The sequence below is a fragment of the Desulfurococcus amylolyticus Z-533 genome (assembly GCF_000513855.1).
Lineage (GTDB): Archaea > Thermoproteota > Thermoprotei_A > Sulfolobales > Desulfurococcaceae > Desulfurococcus > Desulfurococcus amylolyticus.
Window position 1 is genome coordinate 678774 of the sequence record NZ_KI911318.1, and the last position, 18092, is coordinate 696865.

The window sequence follows — 18092 nt, forward strand, 5'->3', positions numbered from 1 at the left end:
GTAGTTGGATAGAAGGCTTACAACACTTATAAGTGTTGATGACGCGGTGGAACTACTTGCCAGGACTCTAAGCGAGGCAGTAAGCCTGGAACCCGAAGAGGTAAGAGTGCTTGAAGCAGTTGGCAGGATAATAGCTGAACCGGTGGAAACCGAAATAGATATACCTCCATTTAATAGGAGCGCCGTGGATGGATATGCTGTCCAGGCAGGCGATACAGTTAATGCATCAGTGTATAACCCGGTTGAGCTAGTATTAAAAGGAGTTCTCACACCAAGCGATAAGCCTCCAAGCGAATGCGTGGAGCCAGGTGAAGCAGTAAGAGTTCACACGGGTTCACCTATACCGTGCGGAGCCAACGCGGTGGTCATGGATGAGGATGTAGAGGTTAAGGATGGTAGCATAGTAGTGTACAGGCCGGTATCGCCTGGTCAAAACATATCAAGGAGAGGTGAGGACTTCGTCAAGGGAGACGTCATCATAGCCAGGGGTACCATATTGAACCCGGTGCATATAGGAGTTATCTCAAGCATTGGAGTAGACAGGGTAAAAGTGTATAGAAGGCTTAGGATAGGTGTTTTAACATCAGGTAACGAGGTATGCGAGCCTGGGATAGATAGGGACTGCGATACCCTCATATATAACTCGTCGGCTAGGCTTATCACGGCCCTCCTCCGTCAGAGCAGGTTTATCGATGTGAAGTATTATGGTGTCTTCCCGGATGACCCGGAAATACTATCCAATGCTGTAGTGGAGGCATCCATGGAGAATGACCTAGTTGTTACGACAGGGGGCACCGGGATCAGTGAAGGCGATGCATTAATCGATGCCATGTTAAATACAGGTAAAATAGTCTTTAGAGGAGTCAAGATGAGGCCTGGTAGGCCTACCACGCTCTCGTTGATAAACAATAAGCCGGCTCTCCATTTATCAGGCTACCCTGTAGCGGCTTGGACAGGGTATGAAGCCATACTCATCCCCGCTGTCAGGAAGTGGCTTGGGTTAAAAGGATTGGAGAGGCCAGTGGTATATGCAAGGCTTTCACGTAGAATACCTAACACAGTAGGGTACAGGAGCTACATAAGGGTTATACTGAGAGACGCTGGGGGAGAATATGTGGCGGAACCCTACATGCTCAGGGGTAGCGGGATATTATCTAGTCTGCTCAAGAGTCACGGCTACATAGTTATACCTGAGAATGTTGAAGGGGTTGAAAAAGACTCAGTGGTACCTGTCCATCTTTTCTAAATCTAACATCAGTATTTGGCTAGGCATTCGCAGCAATCATATTGTCCTGGTTAAGGCCTCTACCTCGTAGAGGCTTGAGGGAGGTTTATTAAGCAATGGAATACATGCATGGTGTACAGGTATTTCACACGATTCGCTGATGATATCAAATACTTCTGATCCGGACATGATTAATAGCCCGGGATTCACTCCGTGTGTTTCCCTAAGGGTCTTTACGATCTCCTTGACCTCGTAGAACGGTAGGGGTTCAGGGTTTGCTACAATTATATAGCTCGTCTTATCCAGGTTCTTCAAGCTTGTGGAGAGACCTAAGATAAGTATCCCTGAGTTCAACGAGTTTATCGAGCACTGGGTCCCTTATATCTCGGCTCCCTTACCTTACCTTCTCAAAAATACAGGGGCTCAGAGTTCGAAGCTATTTTCCACGCAGTCCCTTGATGAAGAGTATTGTACCGGAGAACACAGGCCATACTATCTGGTATGCATAAATATATTTACCTGGGTTCAACGGATCCGGTATTTGAGGGTACGCTAGGGCGAAGCCTAATAGTATCGGTATAAGCGAGGCAATCCATCTATTAGCTAGCACCCTGTGGAGCTGGGCACTCCGTGGTTTAACCCAGTCGAATAACTCTACCCACACTAATCTAGCAAGCCTACCTAATTGCCAGGTTCCTTACAAGTAAAATTGATAGGCTGGATATACTGCTCAAGGACGCTGAGTTGAAGCCTAGACGGTGTCACATAGTATCTAGGAAATGGTTTAAACTACCGAGACAGGATCATCTAAGTGTTGAGGGGTTAAAAAGAGAACCGTAGAACACGAGGGCGAGGAATACTACGTGTACTACGAGGATGCGAGGGATAGGGATCTCTTGGTTAACTTATTGGTGAGCATGGGGAATAAGTATATTAGGATACCAGGCATCCCTGAGGAAAACGCGGTGTCGCTGGCTATGAGGGTCAATTCAGATGTAGTCGAGAAGGCTGTAAGGGATCTAGCAAGAATGCTTAGGGATCTTAGCAGGTAGCATTTCTCAACCTAAACTCTAGCTGCGCTGGCCAATTCCCTATATAGTTTTAGAAGTAACCGGAGTACAGGGCCGATCAACGGTATCCTTCTTGCCAGCAAATCTAGTAAGCCGAGCTCGACCTCTTCAATAATATTGAAGAATCCACTGCACAGCGTGAATAATACCAGGTAGAGTATGAAGCCCAGGAGAGCCTGTATTATGTAGAACTGGATCCATCCTACAACGTATTTCGAGAACACGCCCGTTATCAAGGAGAGAGCCAGCAATATTGAGGCTTTGCTTATAGAGGGCTTCACCCCATGCTTGAGGTATCCGTGGTATGCTAACACCATGGAGGATAAGAGTGGGTAGAGTCCCTGGGCAAGCGCGATGCCCTGGAGACCCATGATGCCTGAGAGGACTATGGAGAATACCGTGCCGGTAGTCATTAACGCTAGCCCGTAGCCTGCTAATGGCTTCTTATCATTATAAATCCAGTATATGCTCCCATACACTGTTTGGAGGGGCCAGGCGAGGAGACTTATAGACATGTACGCGAAGAATAATGGGGCCGTGGAGTAGTTTCTCCCATATACAGAATAAATTATGCTGTCCGCGAATAATACCACGTATACTGTTACAGGTATTGTAAGGGTTAGCAACACGTTTAACACAAGGTTACTGGTTTCCTTTAACCACCCATTATTAAGCTTCTTCGCCAGAAACGGGGTAAGGGGTGTGGCTAACGATCCCAGGACTGATGTGATGGCTCCGAGGAAAGCGCTTGAGGCATTATAATTACCTACCATGTAATTTCCTGTTTCGCCGAGATTACTAGTCGTATATGCTATAAGGAAGCTAATTAGTCTCCCAACAATAGCTCCAGCTATCCCTGCCAAATATATTGAGAACGCAAGGGTGAGGAACTCGCTGACCTTGAATATTGACCCGTTACTGCTTAAACCCTTTAACTCCTTAAAGGAGATCAGTAGGCTGACTATGGCCATGACTATATAGGTGGTGACATGGGCTATGATAACTCCTTTCACGGATAACCCTAGGAGTAATACTATTGAGACCAGCATGAGTCTCAGTAGTGGGGCGAGTACTTGAAGCATGCTTCTCACACTGGCTTTCTCCATGCTGGCGTAATACGTTAGCACGGCTCCATAAATAGCCGTGGCAAGGGGGTATGGTGCTGTGGCTAGTACTAGTTCACGCAGTCCACTCCTCTGTGCTAATTGAACCCCTAGTTCCTCGGGGAATAAAGCTATCACGGCAAGTATCAACGTGTTTATCAGGGTAAGGAAGAGTATTGAAACCCTGTAAGCCCTGGCAACTCCTTTAAGCTCTTTTCTAGCTCTAGCTATGGAGACGTATCTAAGCATGGATGACGTGATGCCTGGATCCGAGAATATTGTTAAAATCGTGGAGGGGAGAAGGGCAAGCGTGTATACACCGTAGTTGGCTGGCCCTAAACTCCTCGAGATAATCATCATTGTTGCTACCTGGATAATTATTTGTATAACCGTGGATGTACCATATAGGATGGCCTGCGCAGCCGCATCTGTTACCTCGTCATCGAACCATTTCAATAATAGACACCCACCATTAGAGTGAGAGCCCTCATGAATTGTTTTTGTTTTTATATGTTTATAGTTGTTGATGTTGGTTTATATTGTTTGATGCTGTTCCTCTGGTATTATACTATCCAGTGAGGGATTGAGAGCTCTTCGAGACACCCGGGATAAGGGGGCGAAGCTGATTCGAGAAGGCTACAGGATCCTCAAGTACCCGGAGCACGGGTTCACCGGAGACAGGGATAGGGTAGCATGCATGAATCTCTTCCTTAAATTCCTTAATTCAAGATGCAGGGTGCCCGCGAACACCCCTAAGCCATATGCAAGCCCGAGAGGAATACAGGGGGAACAAGGATGAAGGGATGAAACCAATTTAAATAAGCCTATATGAGACCTGAACCCCTTGTATCCGGGACTGTTGATACTTGAATACATCAGCTTAATTTTCAACCATTCTAACATATGCCCTTCCCCGTCAACGCGGAGGGGTCGGCTATATTCCTTGCTCTGGGCTTCAATCATGATTGCACCTAGTTAATGAGGTAAGAACTACACGTACAATATGTATGTATGAATCATACGTCTGGTTTAAGTAAAGAAATATATGATCAAGTAGTTGAGGTAGATGATAATGCAGGGTAGTCTAGGCGATTTCCTCAATGTTTCAAAGATTGTTCAGAACGGTAAAGTAGGGGTACGTGAGCTGATAGAGTTATCCGAGATATCTCTGATAGGGATATATGATGCTGGTGAAATCGAGAAGGTAAGGGAGCTCATCGAGAATAGAATAGGATACTTTCTTCTCAACGTATACTATAGTAATAGAGTGGAATGCATGATACTGGTTAAAGGCAAGAACGGGGAGGTAACCAATGCTGAATGCTATAGCCAGGGCATGTTAGTAAGCGATCCAGGGGAGCTGACTAGAATAATATCGGGTAAACCAGTTAGAAAAATCAGTGTCTCGGAAGTTAAACCACCGTTTATCACTCTAGAGAAGGATACTAATAGAATTGACGAATTGACCAGGGTAAGGCTTATGGCCTACAGGGTTGTAGAGACGTACAATAGGCTTGTGGAAGCCGTATACTCGGGCACTCCATTCAGCCCCAGCTTATACTACGAGGAGATAGATAAATACGTGAAGAAGTATATCGCTGAATTCGAGGAAGCATCTAGAAAGCTCGGCGGTAGATCTAATGTAACTGTCAAGAATGGTTTACGGGAGATAAACGAGGTCATCTCACAACCAGGCAGGGAGGACACCCCGAATATCATTGTGATATTGAGGAAGCTATTGCTAGACATATCAGCATTCACAACATTAAGTAGGATTCAGATCGAGAGGTTTGAAGTATATTAACACTACTTGTTCACCAACGCTTGATAGTGGCCACTGGTAGTGATGTGAAGGAATATTTGAGGCTTGAATACAACACGTTGAGCGCTGAATATACTTCATCATATAATAGATTCATAGGCACATTAAGCGTGGTGCTAGGAGTATACACCACACTGCTTGGAGCACTAGCTTTCCTGATTGCAGTCCTCTTATTAATGGGCATGCTTTTCGGAGGGTTATCTCAATCATTTACAAGTGGTGTCCTCGGAGTAGGTTTGTCACTATCAGGCATGTCACTCCTATTATTTATACTAGTGAAGAGGCCTTTATTCGAGTATAAGGAAAGGAGAAGCACGCTTGTCAAGGTTATAAGAGTGCTTGGAGCTTCTGGAGTAGTATTTATGGCATTCATGGTTTTATACATGCTTGTAACAGGAGCCCTCTACAGCTTAAGGAAAACAGGGATAATGCTGGTTGCAATAGGCATAGTATTATTACCAGCTGGAATATTAGTGAAGATGCGTTAGGGAGCCATTAGCGAGCTAGATCTATTCTACCCTGCATTCATTAGAAGCTATGGAGAGCATCTAGCTGTTATACCAGATATGGTGAGCTCGCTTAAGCCGCTGCTGGCGGCCGAGCTCGGTAGACTAAGGAAAACACTGAATAAGGTTTATGCTGGACTAGTTAACAGGGTTAACCCTAGAATCATGTGGATCAGGTTTGCTGAGGAGACATGTAGCGAGCTAATATATAGGTCTACAAGCATATTCATGGATACACTGGAGTTAGGCGGGGATATGGGTGAAACAGGGGCTCTTCTCTCAGAACACTTCAACAACATATATAGAATAAGGGCAAACTATACACAGGTGTTCAAGACATTCGAGACAACGCTTTACATGATGCATCTCATCGTAGTGCTTCTACTAGTATTTATAAGTGGATTCGTAAGGGTATTCTCATATGTATTAACAAACTTTGTAGGCAGCGTGCCAGCCGTGTTTGCCGATATCTTCGCATTCTTTACGGTTACACCTGAAGATGTTTCATTTATTGTTAATCTATTAACACTAGTAATACTGATCTCTAATTCAGTGACGCTTTACTCAGTTAACCCAGGTTCTAGGTATGAGCTATACTATTTCCTGGCGGTATTATTCATGTTAACTGGTATAGGGATCTACACAGGTGATATAGCTGTTGACTACCTATTCAACACAGTGTTCTCGTCACTATAGGCATTTATAGCCTTGGAGTCCGATCAATATAGGGTATACATACCAAATACAGCCTTGGTGGCTTCGTTGAACAAGATAATAAAGCTTCCTCAGCCAGGTAAAATCAGTGGTTTAACAGTTGAGGAAGCATTACTGTTAAGGAGGAGCATAAGGGATTTCAGGGACGAACCGGTTAAACTCAGAGATCTAGCATTAATCCTGTGGGCAACGTATGGATTAAGCGATCCTGTTGAAGGCTTTCTAACAACTCCAAGCGCTGGGGCAACGTATCCTCTCCAGGTCTACGTGGTTGTTGGATCCAGGAGTGTAATTGATTATAGTGAATTCCTCGATCCAGGTGTGTATAGGTATGACCCGGAGAGACATGTATTGATACTAGTTGGGAGTGGGGATGTTAGAAGGGAACTGATGCAAGCGGCTTTAATGCAGGGATTCATAGGTAGGGCACCTGTGAGCATAGTGATCACAGCTGTCTATGAGAGGACGACAAGTGTCTATGGTGAGAGAGGTAGGACAAGGTATGTACCTATGGAGGCTGGTCACGCATCTGAGAACGCCTACTTAATGACTACCGCACTTGGCTACGGCACGGTAGCTGTGGGCGCTTTCAGGGACAGCGAGGTATCGCAAGTAATTGGCATTGGAGGTGGTGAAACACCCCTGTATATTATGCCTATAGGGGTGTCTATTACCAGACGCAAGATAGTGTTCGAGGAGCTTGCAGGGTTCTTCACTGAGAGAAGATAGTTTTATTAATGTGCACTTATTATATTAAAATGGTGCACCAAAATGGCATGCTTCATAACACCCCTTACACTGGGAATAATAATTGATGTAGTGAAAAGACTCATGGGTAAGACGGGCATAAAACTAAGACTGGATATACTGGAGAAGATGCTTCTAGGAGGCTCCCTAGTACTAGCTGTGGAGCATGTATGGCATGGAGAAGTAGTACCATACCCACCATTTCTAACAGCCATGAGTAACCCGGCTGATATACCTGTAATGCTTCATGAAATAACTTATGTAGGTGGATTAATGAGTATGGCTGTGACTGCTACTTGGCTCGGCATACTCGCATATACAAGGAGCAGGATCACCAGTAGAAAACTAGTGAAACAGTTAACAGGCGCTATCAGTTTTAACAGGGTTTAAGGGTTGGGCAATGTACGCCATAATACTTCTCATAGCCAGTATTACATCAACTATAGTATGGTACAAATACAGGGACGGCAAATATAGTCTTCAAACACTAGTCTTAATACTATGGGCCTCAACGATAATGTCTATGGTTGATAAAGCGTATTCATCTATTGTTGAAGGCGAGGAATTTGTGGAGGCTACACCAGAGAACATGGTTCTCGGCATAGTACTGGTTTCATCAGCCATCGCTCTATGGCTTATCCACCTGGTTTACACGAGGATTCGTTTAAAATTTTAAAGTTTTCAATTTTCTTATTTCTCCATATAAAAATTAAACCCTAGTATGATAAAGTCACTGAATAACTCCTCAAAGATATCGGAGGATAGCACTGTCATAGCTGCCTCTAATCCACTGCCCTGGGGTCCTCCAAGCAGGAAATCTAGGCTGTTCAAGGATTTCATCCCTGCTAGTCAGCCACGTATATTTTAAGATATAACTCGTCGTAAACGATGAAATGAGGAGTTGATACGTGCCCCTTCCTATAATGCTCCCCCCTACTAGTTATAGTTGTCCTGCATGTGGCACAGTATAGATGCCCTATTGAATCCAGAATGTCTGAGAGCTCATTGAGGGAGAAATCCCTAAATAAGCTGTATCCCTCTACCTCGTTAACTGAAACCTTGTCCAATACAGGACAGTAACCTATCCATGGGTGAGGTATACATGGTGTAAAAACCTATGCTCCCCGCATTTCAATATTACACACCTACTCTCCCTCTATTTTCTCGACACGTATAGCTGATACAGGGCAGACCTCTGCACCATTTTTAGCACACTCGTAGAGATCTTCAGGTATTATACCAATGGATATTTCAGGGGTTAACTTAACACTGTACTTAGCTACAACCCGGTTCTTACCGTTGTCATCTCCTAACTCGAATACCTCGCTGCAAGCGGCTGGTGCTGCTCCGCAGGCTATGCATGTAGAACGGTCTATTATTACCTTATACCTGGTCATGATTCCACCATGTATTATTATTTTTATGTATAAAATTTAAATATTATCATTTATGATTTGCCTGAAAACTTATCATATGTTTAACCATGTGGTAAAACATTTCAGCCGAATATCAATAACAAAGTTAATTAAAGAACATAAACCATAATAACCAATAGATTTAACAAGGGAATTAAACACATGTCTCAAACAGATCCGGTCTGTGGAATGAAGGCAGACTTAATTAAAGTCAAGAGAAAGACCATCGAGAACCTTCTATGGTCCTTCGTATACAATATACTATTGATTCCTGTAGTAGCTGGAATACTATATGGATATGGTGTATATCGGGGGCCAGAGTATGCAGCAATAACAATGATTCTAAGTGACATCTCAGTAGCATCTAACTCCATTACAGTTCTAAGCACTAGGATAGATTAATCAAAATCTAAGTCTTCACTGGTGGCACAGCTGCCTCCAACATGGTTCACAGGGTATCCAGGCCTAACGATACGGTATCCTGGGGGAGCCTTATACTGTTTCCTGCTCTAGGTTATTGTGGTCTCTGTAGAGTGGCCCACCCGGTTTCTCTCTATCAGAGACCGGTTAACCCCAGCAGAAGCCACTATAATAAAGTACCTGTGAAAACCTTAAAACACACGAACCAGAAGCAACATCACATCCCGGGTAAAGCTCTATGCTACTATAGATAAAAATAATGGAAACAAATTCAACATCAATCCTGTTACGCAGGTAGCAAGCTTATCCTTTAGAACTAGGGATCTGCTCTCTTTTAATTAATAAATTTAATAAATTTACTGTTTCAACAGTGATAACTCGTTATAACGCTTATTACTTTAATCTGATAAAATATTGATAATATTGATTCGGTAATTATTTGATGAGGTATGTTCTATGAATAATAAGGCAATAAGCGAATCAGTATATAAACTCGGCAGGATTTTAATAGATGTGGCAGAAGTTATTGTAATAATCTTCATAGGTCTACTAATAATTCTGACAGTGTATATAACATTCAAGGATATATTGATGGAACTCCATGGCATGACAGCTGCTACTATACAGATACTGGTGAACGATATATTGATGATAATTATTTACGCTGAGATACTTAGAAGCATACTTATAATCTGGGAAATGCGTGGAGAAGGCTTCCTATCTCAGTTATCCGACGTAGCCTTCATAGTCGCTGTAAAGGAGATACTTGTTTATGCGATAACAGGGAAGAGCATGGATATTCTGTTAGCAGTTTTCTCATTGCTGATAGTAACACTCGCTATATATTTAATCAAAACCAGGATAGAAAAGACTGGGGGTCCCTGATGGAAGCATCTTTGGTTAATTTATTGGAGGCAGCTGTGCCACCAGTGAAGACTTAGATAAGGAATAGGCCTGCGATGTGATAAGCAAGGATGGACGACCACAATTTATCGAGAATAAACATCCAGGAACAAATGGTCTTGAAATGCCTCTCTTAATCCCTCTTTCTCAATAATACTACGTGCAGCCAGCACACCTGTAGCAGCCGCGATGTTTATACCTCTCGATAAACCAGCGCCATCCCCTGCCACATAAATGTTTTCCAGGTTTGTCTCGAAGTTCCTACTTACACGTGTCTTCACACTGTAGAACTTTATCTCGGGCGCGTATAGTAGTGTATTATATGATGCTAAGCCCGGTATCACTACATCAAGTCTTTCGATGGCTTCTATAATGTTCTCTATTACTCTATGAGGATATGCCATACTTATATCTCCCGGCGTGGCATCCCTCAGGGTCGGCTCTACGATGCTCCTCCCAATCCTGCCCCATGTACTCCTTCTCCCTGATAACAGGTCTCCAAACCTCTGTATTAATGGCTTTCCACCTCCAAGCTTCGTTGTGAGGCTGGCTATGTGCTTACCGTATTCTACAGTATCCTCCATTGGATCAGTCAAGTTGATTGTCACGAGTAGCGCGAAGTTCGTGTTCCTGGATTTCACCTCAATGTAGCTTTCACCATTCACCCCTACCGTCCCATCATCGTATAGTTCTCTAACCACGAAGCCTTTTGGATTAGTACAGAATGTCCTCACCTTGTCATCGTAGGATTTAGTGTAAAGTATTATCTTCGGATCCTTAACAATAGATGTCACTGGCTCCGCTATGTAAGACGGTACCTCTATCCTTACCCCTATATCGAGGGGGCCTGGCTCAGTCTCTATGCCAAGCTTCCTCGATATAGTTGAAAAGCATCTTGCACCTCCACGACCTGGTGCTAGGATAAGGTGCCGCGTGGTGAAGGTGCCGCTGGTGGTTTTAACGATATAGCTTCCTCCATCTACATCTATGTCATCGACGCTTGTCTCTACGAGTATCTTGACGCCTGAGTTTTCAAGGTACTTCTCCATTGAGTAGATAACATTTGGCATCTTATCACTACCTACGCGTCTCTGCGGTGTGGGAATAAATCTTCCCCCGGCTTTAGCCACAAGCCTCTCTAGCTCTGAGGAGTCTTCAACATTCACGAGTTCTCCTTGAGCACCGAATTTCCTCAGTATGGAAGCTTCGTGGAGTATGTTGGCCTTGAATGTGGTGAATCTATAAACGTACCCCTATTCGGTACACGTAGCCTACTGAGGATCGAGGCTGATCAAAAACTAAAAATGCTACTCCTCATGAAAGCTGGGATACCTACCCCACGCGTCTACGAGTTAAGCGATGATGTAAGGGGGCCCGTAATAGTGAAGTTACCGGGTGCTAAGGGTGGTAAAGGATACTTCATTGCCTCAAGTAATAGTGAGATAGAGGCCAAGCTGAGGAAATATATTGAGGATGGCTTGCTAAGAAGCCCCAGGGAGGCAATCATACAGGAGTACATAGTAGGGGTCACAGCATACTTCCACTACTTCTACAGCCTGGTATTAAACAGACTTGAGTTGCTTGGAGCCGACATAAGGTATGAAAGCGATGTTGATGGGCTACGTAGACTACCTGTTGGAATCCTAGAGGAACTAGGCATCGATCCCACGTTCACTGTAGTGGGAAACCTACCACTAGTGTTAAGAGAGAGCCTGCTCCCAAAGATAATCGAGTACGGGAGGAGATTTGTGGATGCCTCACGTGGCATGGTTTCGCCAGGCGTTATAGGCCCATTCTGCCTTGAATCCGTTATAGATAGAGAGTTGAATGTAAAGGTGTTTGAGTTCTCTGGGAGAATTGTGGCTGGGACAAACCTGTATATTGATGGAAGCCCGTATTCGTACTTGTACTGGGATCAACCAGTTAGCATGGGTAGGAGAATAGCTATCGAGGTGAGGCTAGCCCTGGAGAAGGGGTTATTGGAAAAAATCGTCACATAATGTTTAATTCCACTCCCAATATAATTAGTTAAGTAGGGGTAGTTGAAGTGAGACTCGACTATAGGTTTATCAGTGTGGATTTATTAAGAGCGTACAAGGAGCTCGTAGATTACAAGGAACTAGAGGAGATAACGGGATTAGACACGCAGATTCTTTGGAGGTATATTAGGAAAGGGGTTAAACCTAACTCAAAGAAGGCGGCCAGCCTATTCAATAAGCTGACTAGCAGGGAAATCGTTGAGGGATTGATTAGGAGGAAGCTCGTTGAATTAGAAAACGGCATCTACAGCTTATACAGGATCGCATATAACATCCCATTAATCAAGATACTCTCCTACATAGCGCTCAAGGAGTTCCGTGAATACAGGATAAACGCTGTTGCGACAGTGGAGTCGGATGGTATACCATTAGCCACTAGAATAGCTGATGTAATGAGCGCCAAGCTCATTGTTGCTAAACACCGCCCCGAGATAGGTGCGAAGGGATATCATCAGGCATCCTATGTATCAAGGGATCCACCAGTCTACACAATGCTCTTTACACCAGCCGATATATTGACTAAGAAGGATAGGGTTTTAATAGTGGACGACCTGATAAACACTGGGAAAACCTCGAAGGCCATGATCCAGTTGATCAAGGCTGCTGGAGCTCAACCAGTTGGATTATTCTCTATAATAGGTATTAGAGATTCATGGTTCAGGGTTATTTCCAAGGATTTAGAGAAAATATATGTTGCGCTAGTTATTACGGAGCTCCAAGAGACTTGAATCAAGCTGCAAAACGACCACTTTTAATCCCAGCTGACTCGGCACTCTACTCCTACACTCAGCACCTGTGAATGAGCATCTAATACGATATTATACAGGGATCTATCGGTTGCTAAACTGATCTCGGATAAATGGTCATAATGTATTTGATAAAATATACGTTGAAACAAGTAATGCAGGAATAATTATTGAGAACCCGCTTTACAACTGAAAGCCCCGCCCTTTAGGGCGGGGAGGAGGTCAGGTGTTTTCTCTCTGCCAGGAGTATTGAACATCCGGCAGAGGTCACTATTATGAGTTGCCTAAGACTACGGTTTATAAGCGTTGGAAACCTTGAAAAACTGCAACCCAGAAACACTTGTCAAATCCTTCAGCCATATAAGAATTTAAAACCCAGATGATTAATCACAGTAAATAATGGGTGGGCCGGTAGCTCAGCTGGAAGAGCGCCGCCCTCGCAAGGCGGAGGTCCCGGGTTCAAGTCCCGGCCGGTCCATTTAAAAAGAACATTACAGCGAGTAGCCGAGTTCTAGAGCCTTAATGTTTAACTGATGCCATTTCTCAGGCGTTAAATCCACCACTGTCTTCTTCAAGTGTTCTAGGCTCCATATACTTGTTGCCCTGGCCATGTGCCCGGCTATAACCACGTTTGCAACTCTCCTGGTTCCAAGCCTGGATTCAGCTATCTCACTGTATCTGTGATGGAATAGTTTGAATCCTGTGAATAAACCTGGATCAACATATTCTTCATCGATGAAAACCATGGTGGTTGGTCTAAGCATTTTTAAATATTTATCAAGGTTAAAGGGATACATGAATACCGCTATATCGGGTGACTGTACTTTTACGTAATCTACATCATACATGGAATCCCCGATCACTATATCAGTCCTGCTTTCGCCTCCCCTGGTTTCAGCAGCATAGGTCTCCGTGGCTACAGCATATTTCCCAGCATACTTGCTGATCGATAACCCAAGTATTCTACCCAGTAGTAATACACCCTGCCCTCCACGTCCAATTATAAGTACCTCTACCTTCATTTCAACCCCCTTATGATCTCCAGGTATGATGGGTTGTCTCGAACCATGAATTCACCTATAATTATGCCTTTCTCCCAGTCTATTAAGGCTTCATCTATTGTTGGATTAGGCTTGTACTTAACTCTTTTCTTCAACTCATTATACATTTCAACAGGGTCTCTGAGCCCGATGTGCCTTCCATATACTTCGGGGCACGTGCTCACCACTTCTATGAATCTAAACCCCTTCATACCTAAAGCCCTGTAGAAGAACTGCTCTATGTAATGCGGTGTCGTTACACTAGCCCTAGCCACATAGTTCGCGTTCAGCGATGCCACGACTTTTATGATATTCAATGGAGGCTCTGGATTACCATGAGGAGTCGTCGTAGTTTTAACCCCAAGGGGCGTCGTAGGTGCTACTTGGCCGCCCGTCATCGCGTAAACGAAGTTCGTGAACATGACTGTGATCATATCTATATTCCTCTTAGCGGCATGGAGTAGGTGGTTGCCCCCAATGCCGGCGATATCTCCATCGCCCCCCACAACTATTAATGTTAGTTCCGGGTTTGCGAGTTTAACGCCTGTCGCGAACGGTATCGCCCTACCGTGGAGGACGTGTGCTGAATCATAGCTAACGTAAAAGGCCATTCTAGCGCTACACCCTATACCTCCAACCCATACCACTTTATTCCTATCCACTACCCCCTCACTGATTCTTTTATCAAGCGCCCTGAGCATGGCTCCTAATCCTATTCCAAGGCCGCATCCGGGACAGTATAATGTGGGTATCCTGTCGAGTCTAAGGTGCTTGTCAAGCTGATGTATGTATCTAGGGGTTACAGCCATTGCTCCACCGCCTCGATTACTTCTTTCACAGTGGGTAGTTCAAGGCTTAAAACGGGGGCTGAATACACCTCTCTATCTCTAAAAATGCGTTTCATATCGAGGAATAATTTACCCATATTATTCTCTATGACAACCACCCTATCTATCCTGCTTGATACACTATTATAGATCCTCTCCTCGTCTAATGGCCAGAGGGTTTTCGGCCTGAGCATGCCGGCTTTAACCCCTCTACGCCTCAGCTCCCTTATTGCTGCATAAACTGTTCTAGCTGTTGAACCATATGAAACCAGAAGTACCTCGGCATCGTCAACCATTGTATGTTTCCTGTTCATACACGTAGCTAATGTTCTTCACTATTTTAAGCATTAGTCTCAAGACGCTGTTCTTGTGATACGTGTTTGTAGGAGCATAGTATCCTCTCTCATCATGAGTTAATGATTCGACAAGCACGTTATAGCCCTCCCCGAAACACGCCATTGGTGGAATCAGGTCGTCTCCGGGCATATATGGCTTATAATTATCTTTACTAGTAGGTTTCCTCCTCTCAATGATCTCGACCTCACCTCTTTCATAGATAACGAGTGGTTCCCATAGATGAGCTATCACGGCATCGCTTAGGAGTATTACAGGTGTTCTAAGTTTTTCAGCAGTATTGAAAGCCTTAATTGTTAAATCATAGGCCTCCTGTACACTCCAGGGGATATAACTAGGGATAATATAGTCTCCGTGTGTCAGCCACCTGACTTGAAAAACATCCGCCTGAGTAGTTTTTGTCGGTACACCAGTACTTGGCCCAGTCCTCATGACGTCCACGATAACTATTGGGGTCTCACTCATCACAGCTAGTCCTATTCCCTCGGCCATAAGCGATAATCCAGGGCCCGAGGTAGCTGTCATGGCCTTAGCTCCAGCCCATGATGCCCCTATTATAGCATTAATAGAGGCTATCTCATCCTCCATTTGTATCACGATGCCTCCTTGCCCTGGGAGATGCTCTGCAAGGTACTCCATTATCTCAGAGCTAGGCGTGATAGGGTATCCTGCATAGAATTTTAAACCAGCAACTATAGCGGCTTCAGCGATAGCCATGTTACCAGAGGCAAAGGTTTTCCTCACTTTGAAGCCACCTCCACAAATATAGCGAAATCGGGGCAGTTGTATTCGCAGAGCCTGCAACCAATGCATTTCTCTATGTGTGCCGGCTCGGGGGGATGGTAGCCGAACTTGTTTAATACGCTGGATTTAACGAGGACTTTTGTTGGGCATACATTGATGCATATACCGCATTCTTTGCACCTGTCAACTATTACTGTGACCCTGTATCTCTGGTTCTCCCTCGTGATCAATCCCAGGCTAGAATAAGTAGCCCCCATTAAGTTAACCACCCTAATACTAGTATATACAAGTACTTATAATATATAAATAATTTCTATCCTGCATAAATAATATAGAATTGATTGCTGAGGAATAAGCATTAACACGGATAAAAACATGAAAACCTTCGAATAGATGCTGACCTAATAGCCGTTTCTCCGTGTGTTCACTTCAATCATTTCATAGTGGTTTCATTGATGTGCCTAGGTTTCCCAGCTCGCTCCACGGGTTCATGTGCGGCTGCCGAGCCCAACGGCACGGGGCTCTCATCTAGGTCAATCCAGGCTCGGAGTAATACTCCATCACCTAGGCTGGGATCCATATCCATTGTCACCTATCAACCCAGTATAAACCCCTCCTCTAAACACCAAAAAGACTTCAGCCCACACCTTAGAGCGGAGAGGAGATTACAGGTAGAGGATTGAGAAGTCGCGGGCAACAATAGTGTTTGAGAAGAATCTCAATGCATCCCTCAATACTTCCTCATCACTATGCCTCGCACTTATATGTGTCAACACAAGGGATGCAACCCCGGCTTCGATGGCTGTCAGGGCTGCATCCTTAGATGTTGAATGATACTCCTCATGTGCCTCACTACTCATCTCACTCGTAAACGTTGACTCATGGATCAATACATCTACTCCTTTGCAGTTCTCAACAATAGTATTACAGGGCATAGTGTCCCCGGTATAGCACAGTGATTTCTTACCTATTCCAACACGGAACCCATAGGCTTCCACACCGTGTTGAACCGGGTATGCTTCCACGCTGATCTTCTCATCACGATAGACCTCGCCACTGGTTATCACGGTTAGCTCAAGGGGGAAGACCGTTCTCATCAACTTCTTCTCGACTACGACCTTGATATACTCTTCCACCTCTTTTGGGACAACTAGTTTAAGAGCCTCTTTCCTATCCATTAAACCCATTGTCTGGAGAAGCCCGAAGAGCCCTAGATAGTGGTCTCCATGGGGATGGGTTACGAAGACAGCCTTCACCTTGATGGGGCTTAAACCAGCTTTAAACATCCTTGACTGGCATCCCTCGCCTACGTCTAGTAGGTATATGTTTGAATCCACTCTTAGGGCGATACAAGGGAGCCCCCTGGTAACCGGTATCGCTGCCCCGGTACCTAGGAAGAATACTTTAGTGCTCATTCTTTCTCACCACGTAGATTACTCTTGTAAGCCCTCCATGAACGTATTGATAATACCTTGATACCTCGGTGAAACCGTTGCGGCATAGCAGCTCACCCACTACTTCTTCAAGCTCTATTGGAGTCATAAAACTCATGTAGCTATTATTCCTTAGTATACTCCATGCTTTATCAATGAACATGCTGTATAACTCCAGATAGCTGTGGCCATGCATGCTAGCTCCTCTTCCATAGGGGGGATCGGTTGCTATGGCATCGACGCTGATTAAATCCAAGAGTGTGGAGTCGCCTAGAATAGGTATGGCATTTGTATTGTAGAATCTAAGGTTCTCCTCCATTCCATGAACAAGCTTCCAGTCTACTTCAACACCGATTCCCCTGATATTCATGGACCAAGCCTCCAGTAATATGCTGCCCGTGCCGGCGAAGGGGTCGAGTAACACCATCCCCTCCCTGATCCTCGTAAGGTTCACCAGCAGCCTTGACACATCAGGTGTCAACGCTATGCTTCTCTTATACGGCCTATGCCTTCCACTCCTATAGTACATGCCTTTAGAGTCCTGTTCAACAGTCTTCAACCCTATGAAGACTAATCCATCGCTAAACAATAACCTGAGATTAGATCTCCCAGTGTTCACTATTCTTACGCCATGCCTCTCCCCAAGGTATAAAGTATACTTCTCGGCGGTAGTGTTGCTAACGCTGTTTTTCAATATTGACGCGTGTACCTCACTATTACCGAGCAAGTGTTTCTCCAGGATCACTGATGGATCATAGGGGTTGTCAACGGCTAAGAGTAGCCCACCCTCCTTTATGTAGCCAGCCCTCCTCACTATCCTCTCAGCTATATCCCTGCATCTATGTCTCACTATACAGAGCATTGTGTAGCATGTTATAGCTACATCTCTACACTCGTATGCCTCGAGTAATGCCTTAAGCTCTCCTCGTCCAAGGGCCTCGTTGTCTCCTCTTAGCAGGAAGTAGTTAACTAATGCCTTCATAC

At 44.5% G+C, this 18092-nt stretch carries 28 protein-coding genes and 1 tRNA gene; 14 read left to right on the forward strand and 15 right to left on the reverse strand.

The annotated features are described in order from the left end of the window. The first annotated feature begins 4 nt into the window (after nucleotides 1-4). Nucleotides 5-1246 (forward strand): molybdopterin molybdotransferase MoeA, encoded by a 1242-nt coding sequence (locus SPHMEL_RS03570; protein WP_042667389.1) that lies wholly within the window; start codon nucleotides 5-7, stop codon nucleotides 1244-1246. 36 nt (nucleotides 1247-1282) lie between these two features. Here the strand turns inward: SPHMEL_RS03570 and SPHMEL_RS03575 are convergent, their stop codons facing one another. Together SPHMEL_RS03575 and SPHMEL_RS03580 are read right to left on the reverse strand one after the other, a co-directional pair. Beyond that, entirely contained in the window at nucleotides 1283-1579 is a 297-nt protein-coding gene (locus SPHMEL_RS03575) for a hypothetical protein (protein ID WP_051400996.1), read from the reverse strand. 82 nt (nucleotides 1580-1661) lie between these two features. Further along, nucleotides 1662-1889, reverse strand: coding sequence for a carbon starvation CstA 5TM domain-containing protein (locus tag SPHMEL_RS03580; RefSeq protein WP_042667390.1), 228 nt, complete (start codon nucleotides 1887-1889; stop codon nucleotides 1662-1664). 199 nt (nucleotides 1890-2088) lie between these two features. On the opposite strand from SPHMEL_RS03580, the gene SPHMEL_RS07055 reads away from it, so the two are divergent. Beyond that, entirely contained in the window at nucleotides 2089-2277 is a 189-nt protein-coding gene (locus SPHMEL_RS07055) for a hypothetical protein (RefSeq protein ID WP_051400997.1), read from the forward strand. An 11-nt stretch (nucleotides 2278-2288) separates the two neighbouring features. Here the strand turns inward: SPHMEL_RS07055 and SPHMEL_RS03590 are convergent, their stop codons facing one another. Beyond that, nucleotides 2289-3854, reverse strand: coding sequence for an oligosaccharide flippase family protein (locus tag SPHMEL_RS03590; protein ID WP_042667391.1), 1566 nt, complete (start codon nucleotides 3852-3854; stop codon nucleotides 2289-2291). Between the two features lie 127 nt (nucleotides 3855-3981). Here SPHMEL_RS03590 and SPHMEL_RS07180 point away from each other — a divergent pair, with 127 nt between their 5' ends. The 7 genes from SPHMEL_RS07180 (at nucleotide 3982) to SPHMEL_RS03620 (ending at nucleotide 7863) form a co-directional block, all read left to right on the forward strand. Then, on the forward strand, nucleotides 3982-4197 hold the full coding sequence (locus SPHMEL_RS07180; RefSeq protein ID WP_084322131.1) for a hypothetical protein: 216 nt from the start codon (nucleotides 3982-3984) through the stop codon (nucleotides 4195-4197). A 273-nt stretch (nucleotides 4198-4470) separates the two neighbouring features. After that, complete coding sequence (locus SPHMEL_RS03600; RefSeq protein ID WP_232216744.1) at nucleotides 4471-5202, forward strand: hypothetical protein; 732 nt, start codon at nucleotides 4471-4473, stop codon at nucleotides 5200-5202. A gap of 44 nt (nucleotides 5203-5246) precedes the next feature. Continuing rightward, nucleotides 5247-5708, forward strand: coding sequence for a hypothetical protein (locus tag SPHMEL_RS07510; RefSeq protein ID WP_232216745.1), 462 nt, complete (start codon nucleotides 5247-5249; stop codon nucleotides 5706-5708). A 78-nt stretch (nucleotides 5709-5786) separates the two neighbouring features. Next, nucleotides 5787-6422, forward strand: a complete 636-nt coding sequence (locus tag SPHMEL_RS07515; RefSeq protein WP_232216746.1) for a hypothetical protein — start codon at nucleotides 5787-5789, stop codon at nucleotides 6420-6422. 57 nt (nucleotides 6423-6479) lie between these two features. Next, nucleotides 6480-7169, forward strand: a complete 690-nt coding sequence (locus SPHMEL_RS03610; RefSeq protein WP_232216810.1) for a SagB/ThcOx family dehydrogenase — start codon at nucleotides 6480-6482, stop codon at nucleotides 7167-7169. A gap of 42 nt (nucleotides 7170-7211) precedes the next feature. Then, the gene (locus SPHMEL_RS03615; protein ID WP_012608179.1) at nucleotides 7212-7577 is read left to right on the forward strand and encodes a hypothetical protein; all 366 of its coding nucleotides are present in this window, start codon (nucleotides 7212-7214) and stop codon (nucleotides 7575-7577) included. A gap of 10 nt (nucleotides 7578-7587) precedes the next feature. After that, on the forward strand, nucleotides 7588-7863 hold the full coding sequence (locus tag SPHMEL_RS03620; protein WP_042667395.1) for a hypothetical protein: 276 nt from the start codon (nucleotides 7588-7590) through the stop codon (nucleotides 7861-7863). Nucleotides 7864-7877: 14 nt separating this feature from the next. Here SPHMEL_RS03620 and SPHMEL_RS07310 read toward each other — a convergent pair whose 3' ends face one another. The 3 genes from SPHMEL_RS07310 to SPHMEL_RS03630 form a co-directional block, all read right to left on the reverse strand. Further along, complete coding sequence (locus tag SPHMEL_RS07310) at nucleotides 7878-8018, reverse strand: hypothetical protein (protein WP_156915423.1); 141 nt, start codon at nucleotides 8016-8018, stop codon at nucleotides 7878-7880. Between the two features lie 14 nt (nucleotides 8019-8032). Beyond that, the gene (locus SPHMEL_RS03625; protein ID WP_042667396.1) at nucleotides 8033-8254 is read right to left on the reverse strand and encodes a hypothetical protein; all 222 of its coding nucleotides are present in this window, start codon (nucleotides 8252-8254) and stop codon (nucleotides 8033-8035) included. A gap of 78 nt (nucleotides 8255-8332) precedes the next feature. Then, entirely contained in the window at nucleotides 8333-8584 is a 252-nt protein-coding gene (locus SPHMEL_RS03630; protein WP_012608182.1) for a ferredoxin, read from the reverse strand. A 180-nt stretch (nucleotides 8585-8764) separates the two neighbouring features. On the opposite strand from SPHMEL_RS03630, the gene SPHMEL_RS03635 reads away from it, so the two are divergent. Continuing rightward, entirely contained in the window at nucleotides 8765-9004 is a 240-nt protein-coding gene (locus SPHMEL_RS03635; RefSeq protein WP_198011713.1) for a hypothetical protein, read from the forward strand. A 474-nt stretch (nucleotides 9005-9478) separates the two neighbouring features. Then, a complete protein-coding gene (locus SPHMEL_RS03640; protein ID WP_042667398.1) occupies nucleotides 9479-9907 on the forward strand; it encodes a hypothetical protein in 429 nt (142 codons plus the stop codon). Between the two features lie 104 nt (nucleotides 9908-10011). Here the strand turns inward: SPHMEL_RS03640 and SPHMEL_RS03645 are convergent, their stop codons facing one another. Beyond that, a complete protein-coding gene (locus SPHMEL_RS03645; protein WP_232216747.1) occupies nucleotides 10012-11091 on the reverse strand; it encodes an NAD(P)/FAD-dependent oxidoreductase in 1080 nt (359 codons plus the stop codon). A 9-nt stretch (nucleotides 11092-11100) separates the two neighbouring features. Between SPHMEL_RS03645 and SPHMEL_RS03650 the strand changes: the two genes are divergently transcribed. The 3 genes from SPHMEL_RS03650 to SPHMEL_RS03660 all read left to right on the forward strand — a co-directional run bounded on the left by SPHMEL_RS03650 (nucleotide 11101) and on the right by SPHMEL_RS03660 (nucleotide 13188). After that, a complete protein-coding gene (locus SPHMEL_RS03650; RefSeq protein WP_232216748.1) occupies nucleotides 11101-11925 on the forward strand; it encodes a formate--phosphoribosylaminoimidazolecarboxamide ligase in 825 nt (274 codons plus the stop codon). A gap of 47 nt (nucleotides 11926-11972) precedes the next feature. Beyond that, nucleotides 11973-12692, forward strand: coding sequence for a phosphoribosyltransferase family protein (locus SPHMEL_RS03655; protein ID WP_012608200.1), 720 nt, complete (start codon nucleotides 11973-11975; stop codon nucleotides 12690-12692). A gap of 423 nt (nucleotides 12693-13115) precedes the next feature. Continuing rightward, a tRNA-Ala gene (locus SPHMEL_RS03660) sits at nucleotides 13116-13188 on the forward strand. 13 nt (nucleotides 13189-13201) lie between these two features. Here the strand turns inward: SPHMEL_RS03660 and SPHMEL_RS03665 are convergent. From SPHMEL_RS03665 to SPHMEL_RS03690, 8 genes are all read right to left on the reverse strand, one after another. Then, nucleotides 13202-13732, reverse strand: coding sequence for a 2-oxoacid:acceptor oxidoreductase family protein (locus tag SPHMEL_RS03665; protein ID WP_042667399.1), 531 nt, complete (start codon nucleotides 13730-13732; stop codon nucleotides 13202-13204). Next, a complete protein-coding gene (locus SPHMEL_RS03670) occupies nucleotides 13729-14559 on the reverse strand; it encodes a thiamine pyrophosphate-dependent enzyme (protein WP_042667400.1) in 831 nt (276 codons plus the stop codon). Before SPHMEL_RS03670 ends, SPHMEL_RS03665 begins: the two co-directional genes overlap by 4 nt. Next, nucleotides 14550-14891, reverse strand: coding sequence for a transketolase C-terminal domain-containing protein (locus SPHMEL_RS07520; RefSeq protein WP_232216749.1), 342 nt, complete (start codon nucleotides 14889-14891; stop codon nucleotides 14550-14552). Before SPHMEL_RS07520 ends, SPHMEL_RS03670 begins: the two co-directional genes overlap by 10 nt. Continuing rightward, nucleotides 14866-15675 carry a 2-oxoacid:acceptor oxidoreductase subunit alpha gene (locus tag SPHMEL_RS03675; protein WP_232216750.1) on the reverse strand — a complete coding sequence of 270 codons (810 nt, stop codon included), beginning with the start codon at nucleotides 15673-15675 and terminating at the stop codon, nucleotides 14866-14868. Before SPHMEL_RS03675 ends, SPHMEL_RS07520 begins: the two co-directional genes overlap by 26 nt. Further along, nucleotides 15672-15932, reverse strand: coding sequence for a 4Fe-4S dicluster domain-containing protein (locus tag SPHMEL_RS03680; protein ID WP_048058805.1), 261 nt, complete (start codon nucleotides 15930-15932; stop codon nucleotides 15672-15674). Before SPHMEL_RS03680 ends, SPHMEL_RS03675 begins: the two co-directional genes overlap by 4 nt. A 176-nt stretch (nucleotides 15933-16108) precedes the next feature. Next, nucleotides 16109-16255, reverse strand: a complete 147-nt coding sequence (locus tag SPHMEL_RS07315) for a hypothetical protein (RefSeq protein WP_198011714.1) — start codon at nucleotides 16253-16255, stop codon at nucleotides 16109-16111. An 85-nt stretch (nucleotides 16256-16340) separates the two neighbouring features. Continuing rightward, nucleotides 16341-17090 (reverse strand): ribonuclease Z, encoded by a 750-nt coding sequence (locus SPHMEL_RS03685; RefSeq protein WP_042667401.1) that lies wholly within the window; start codon nucleotides 17088-17090, stop codon nucleotides 16341-16343. Then, nucleotides 17080-18090 (reverse strand): TRM11 family SAM-dependent methyltransferase, encoded by a 1011-nt coding sequence (locus SPHMEL_RS03690; protein WP_042667938.1) that lies wholly within the window; start codon nucleotides 18088-18090, stop codon nucleotides 17080-17082. The genes SPHMEL_RS03685 and SPHMEL_RS03690 overlap by 11 nt, the downstream gene beginning before the upstream one ends. Nucleotides 18091-18092 lie beyond the last annotated feature (2 nt).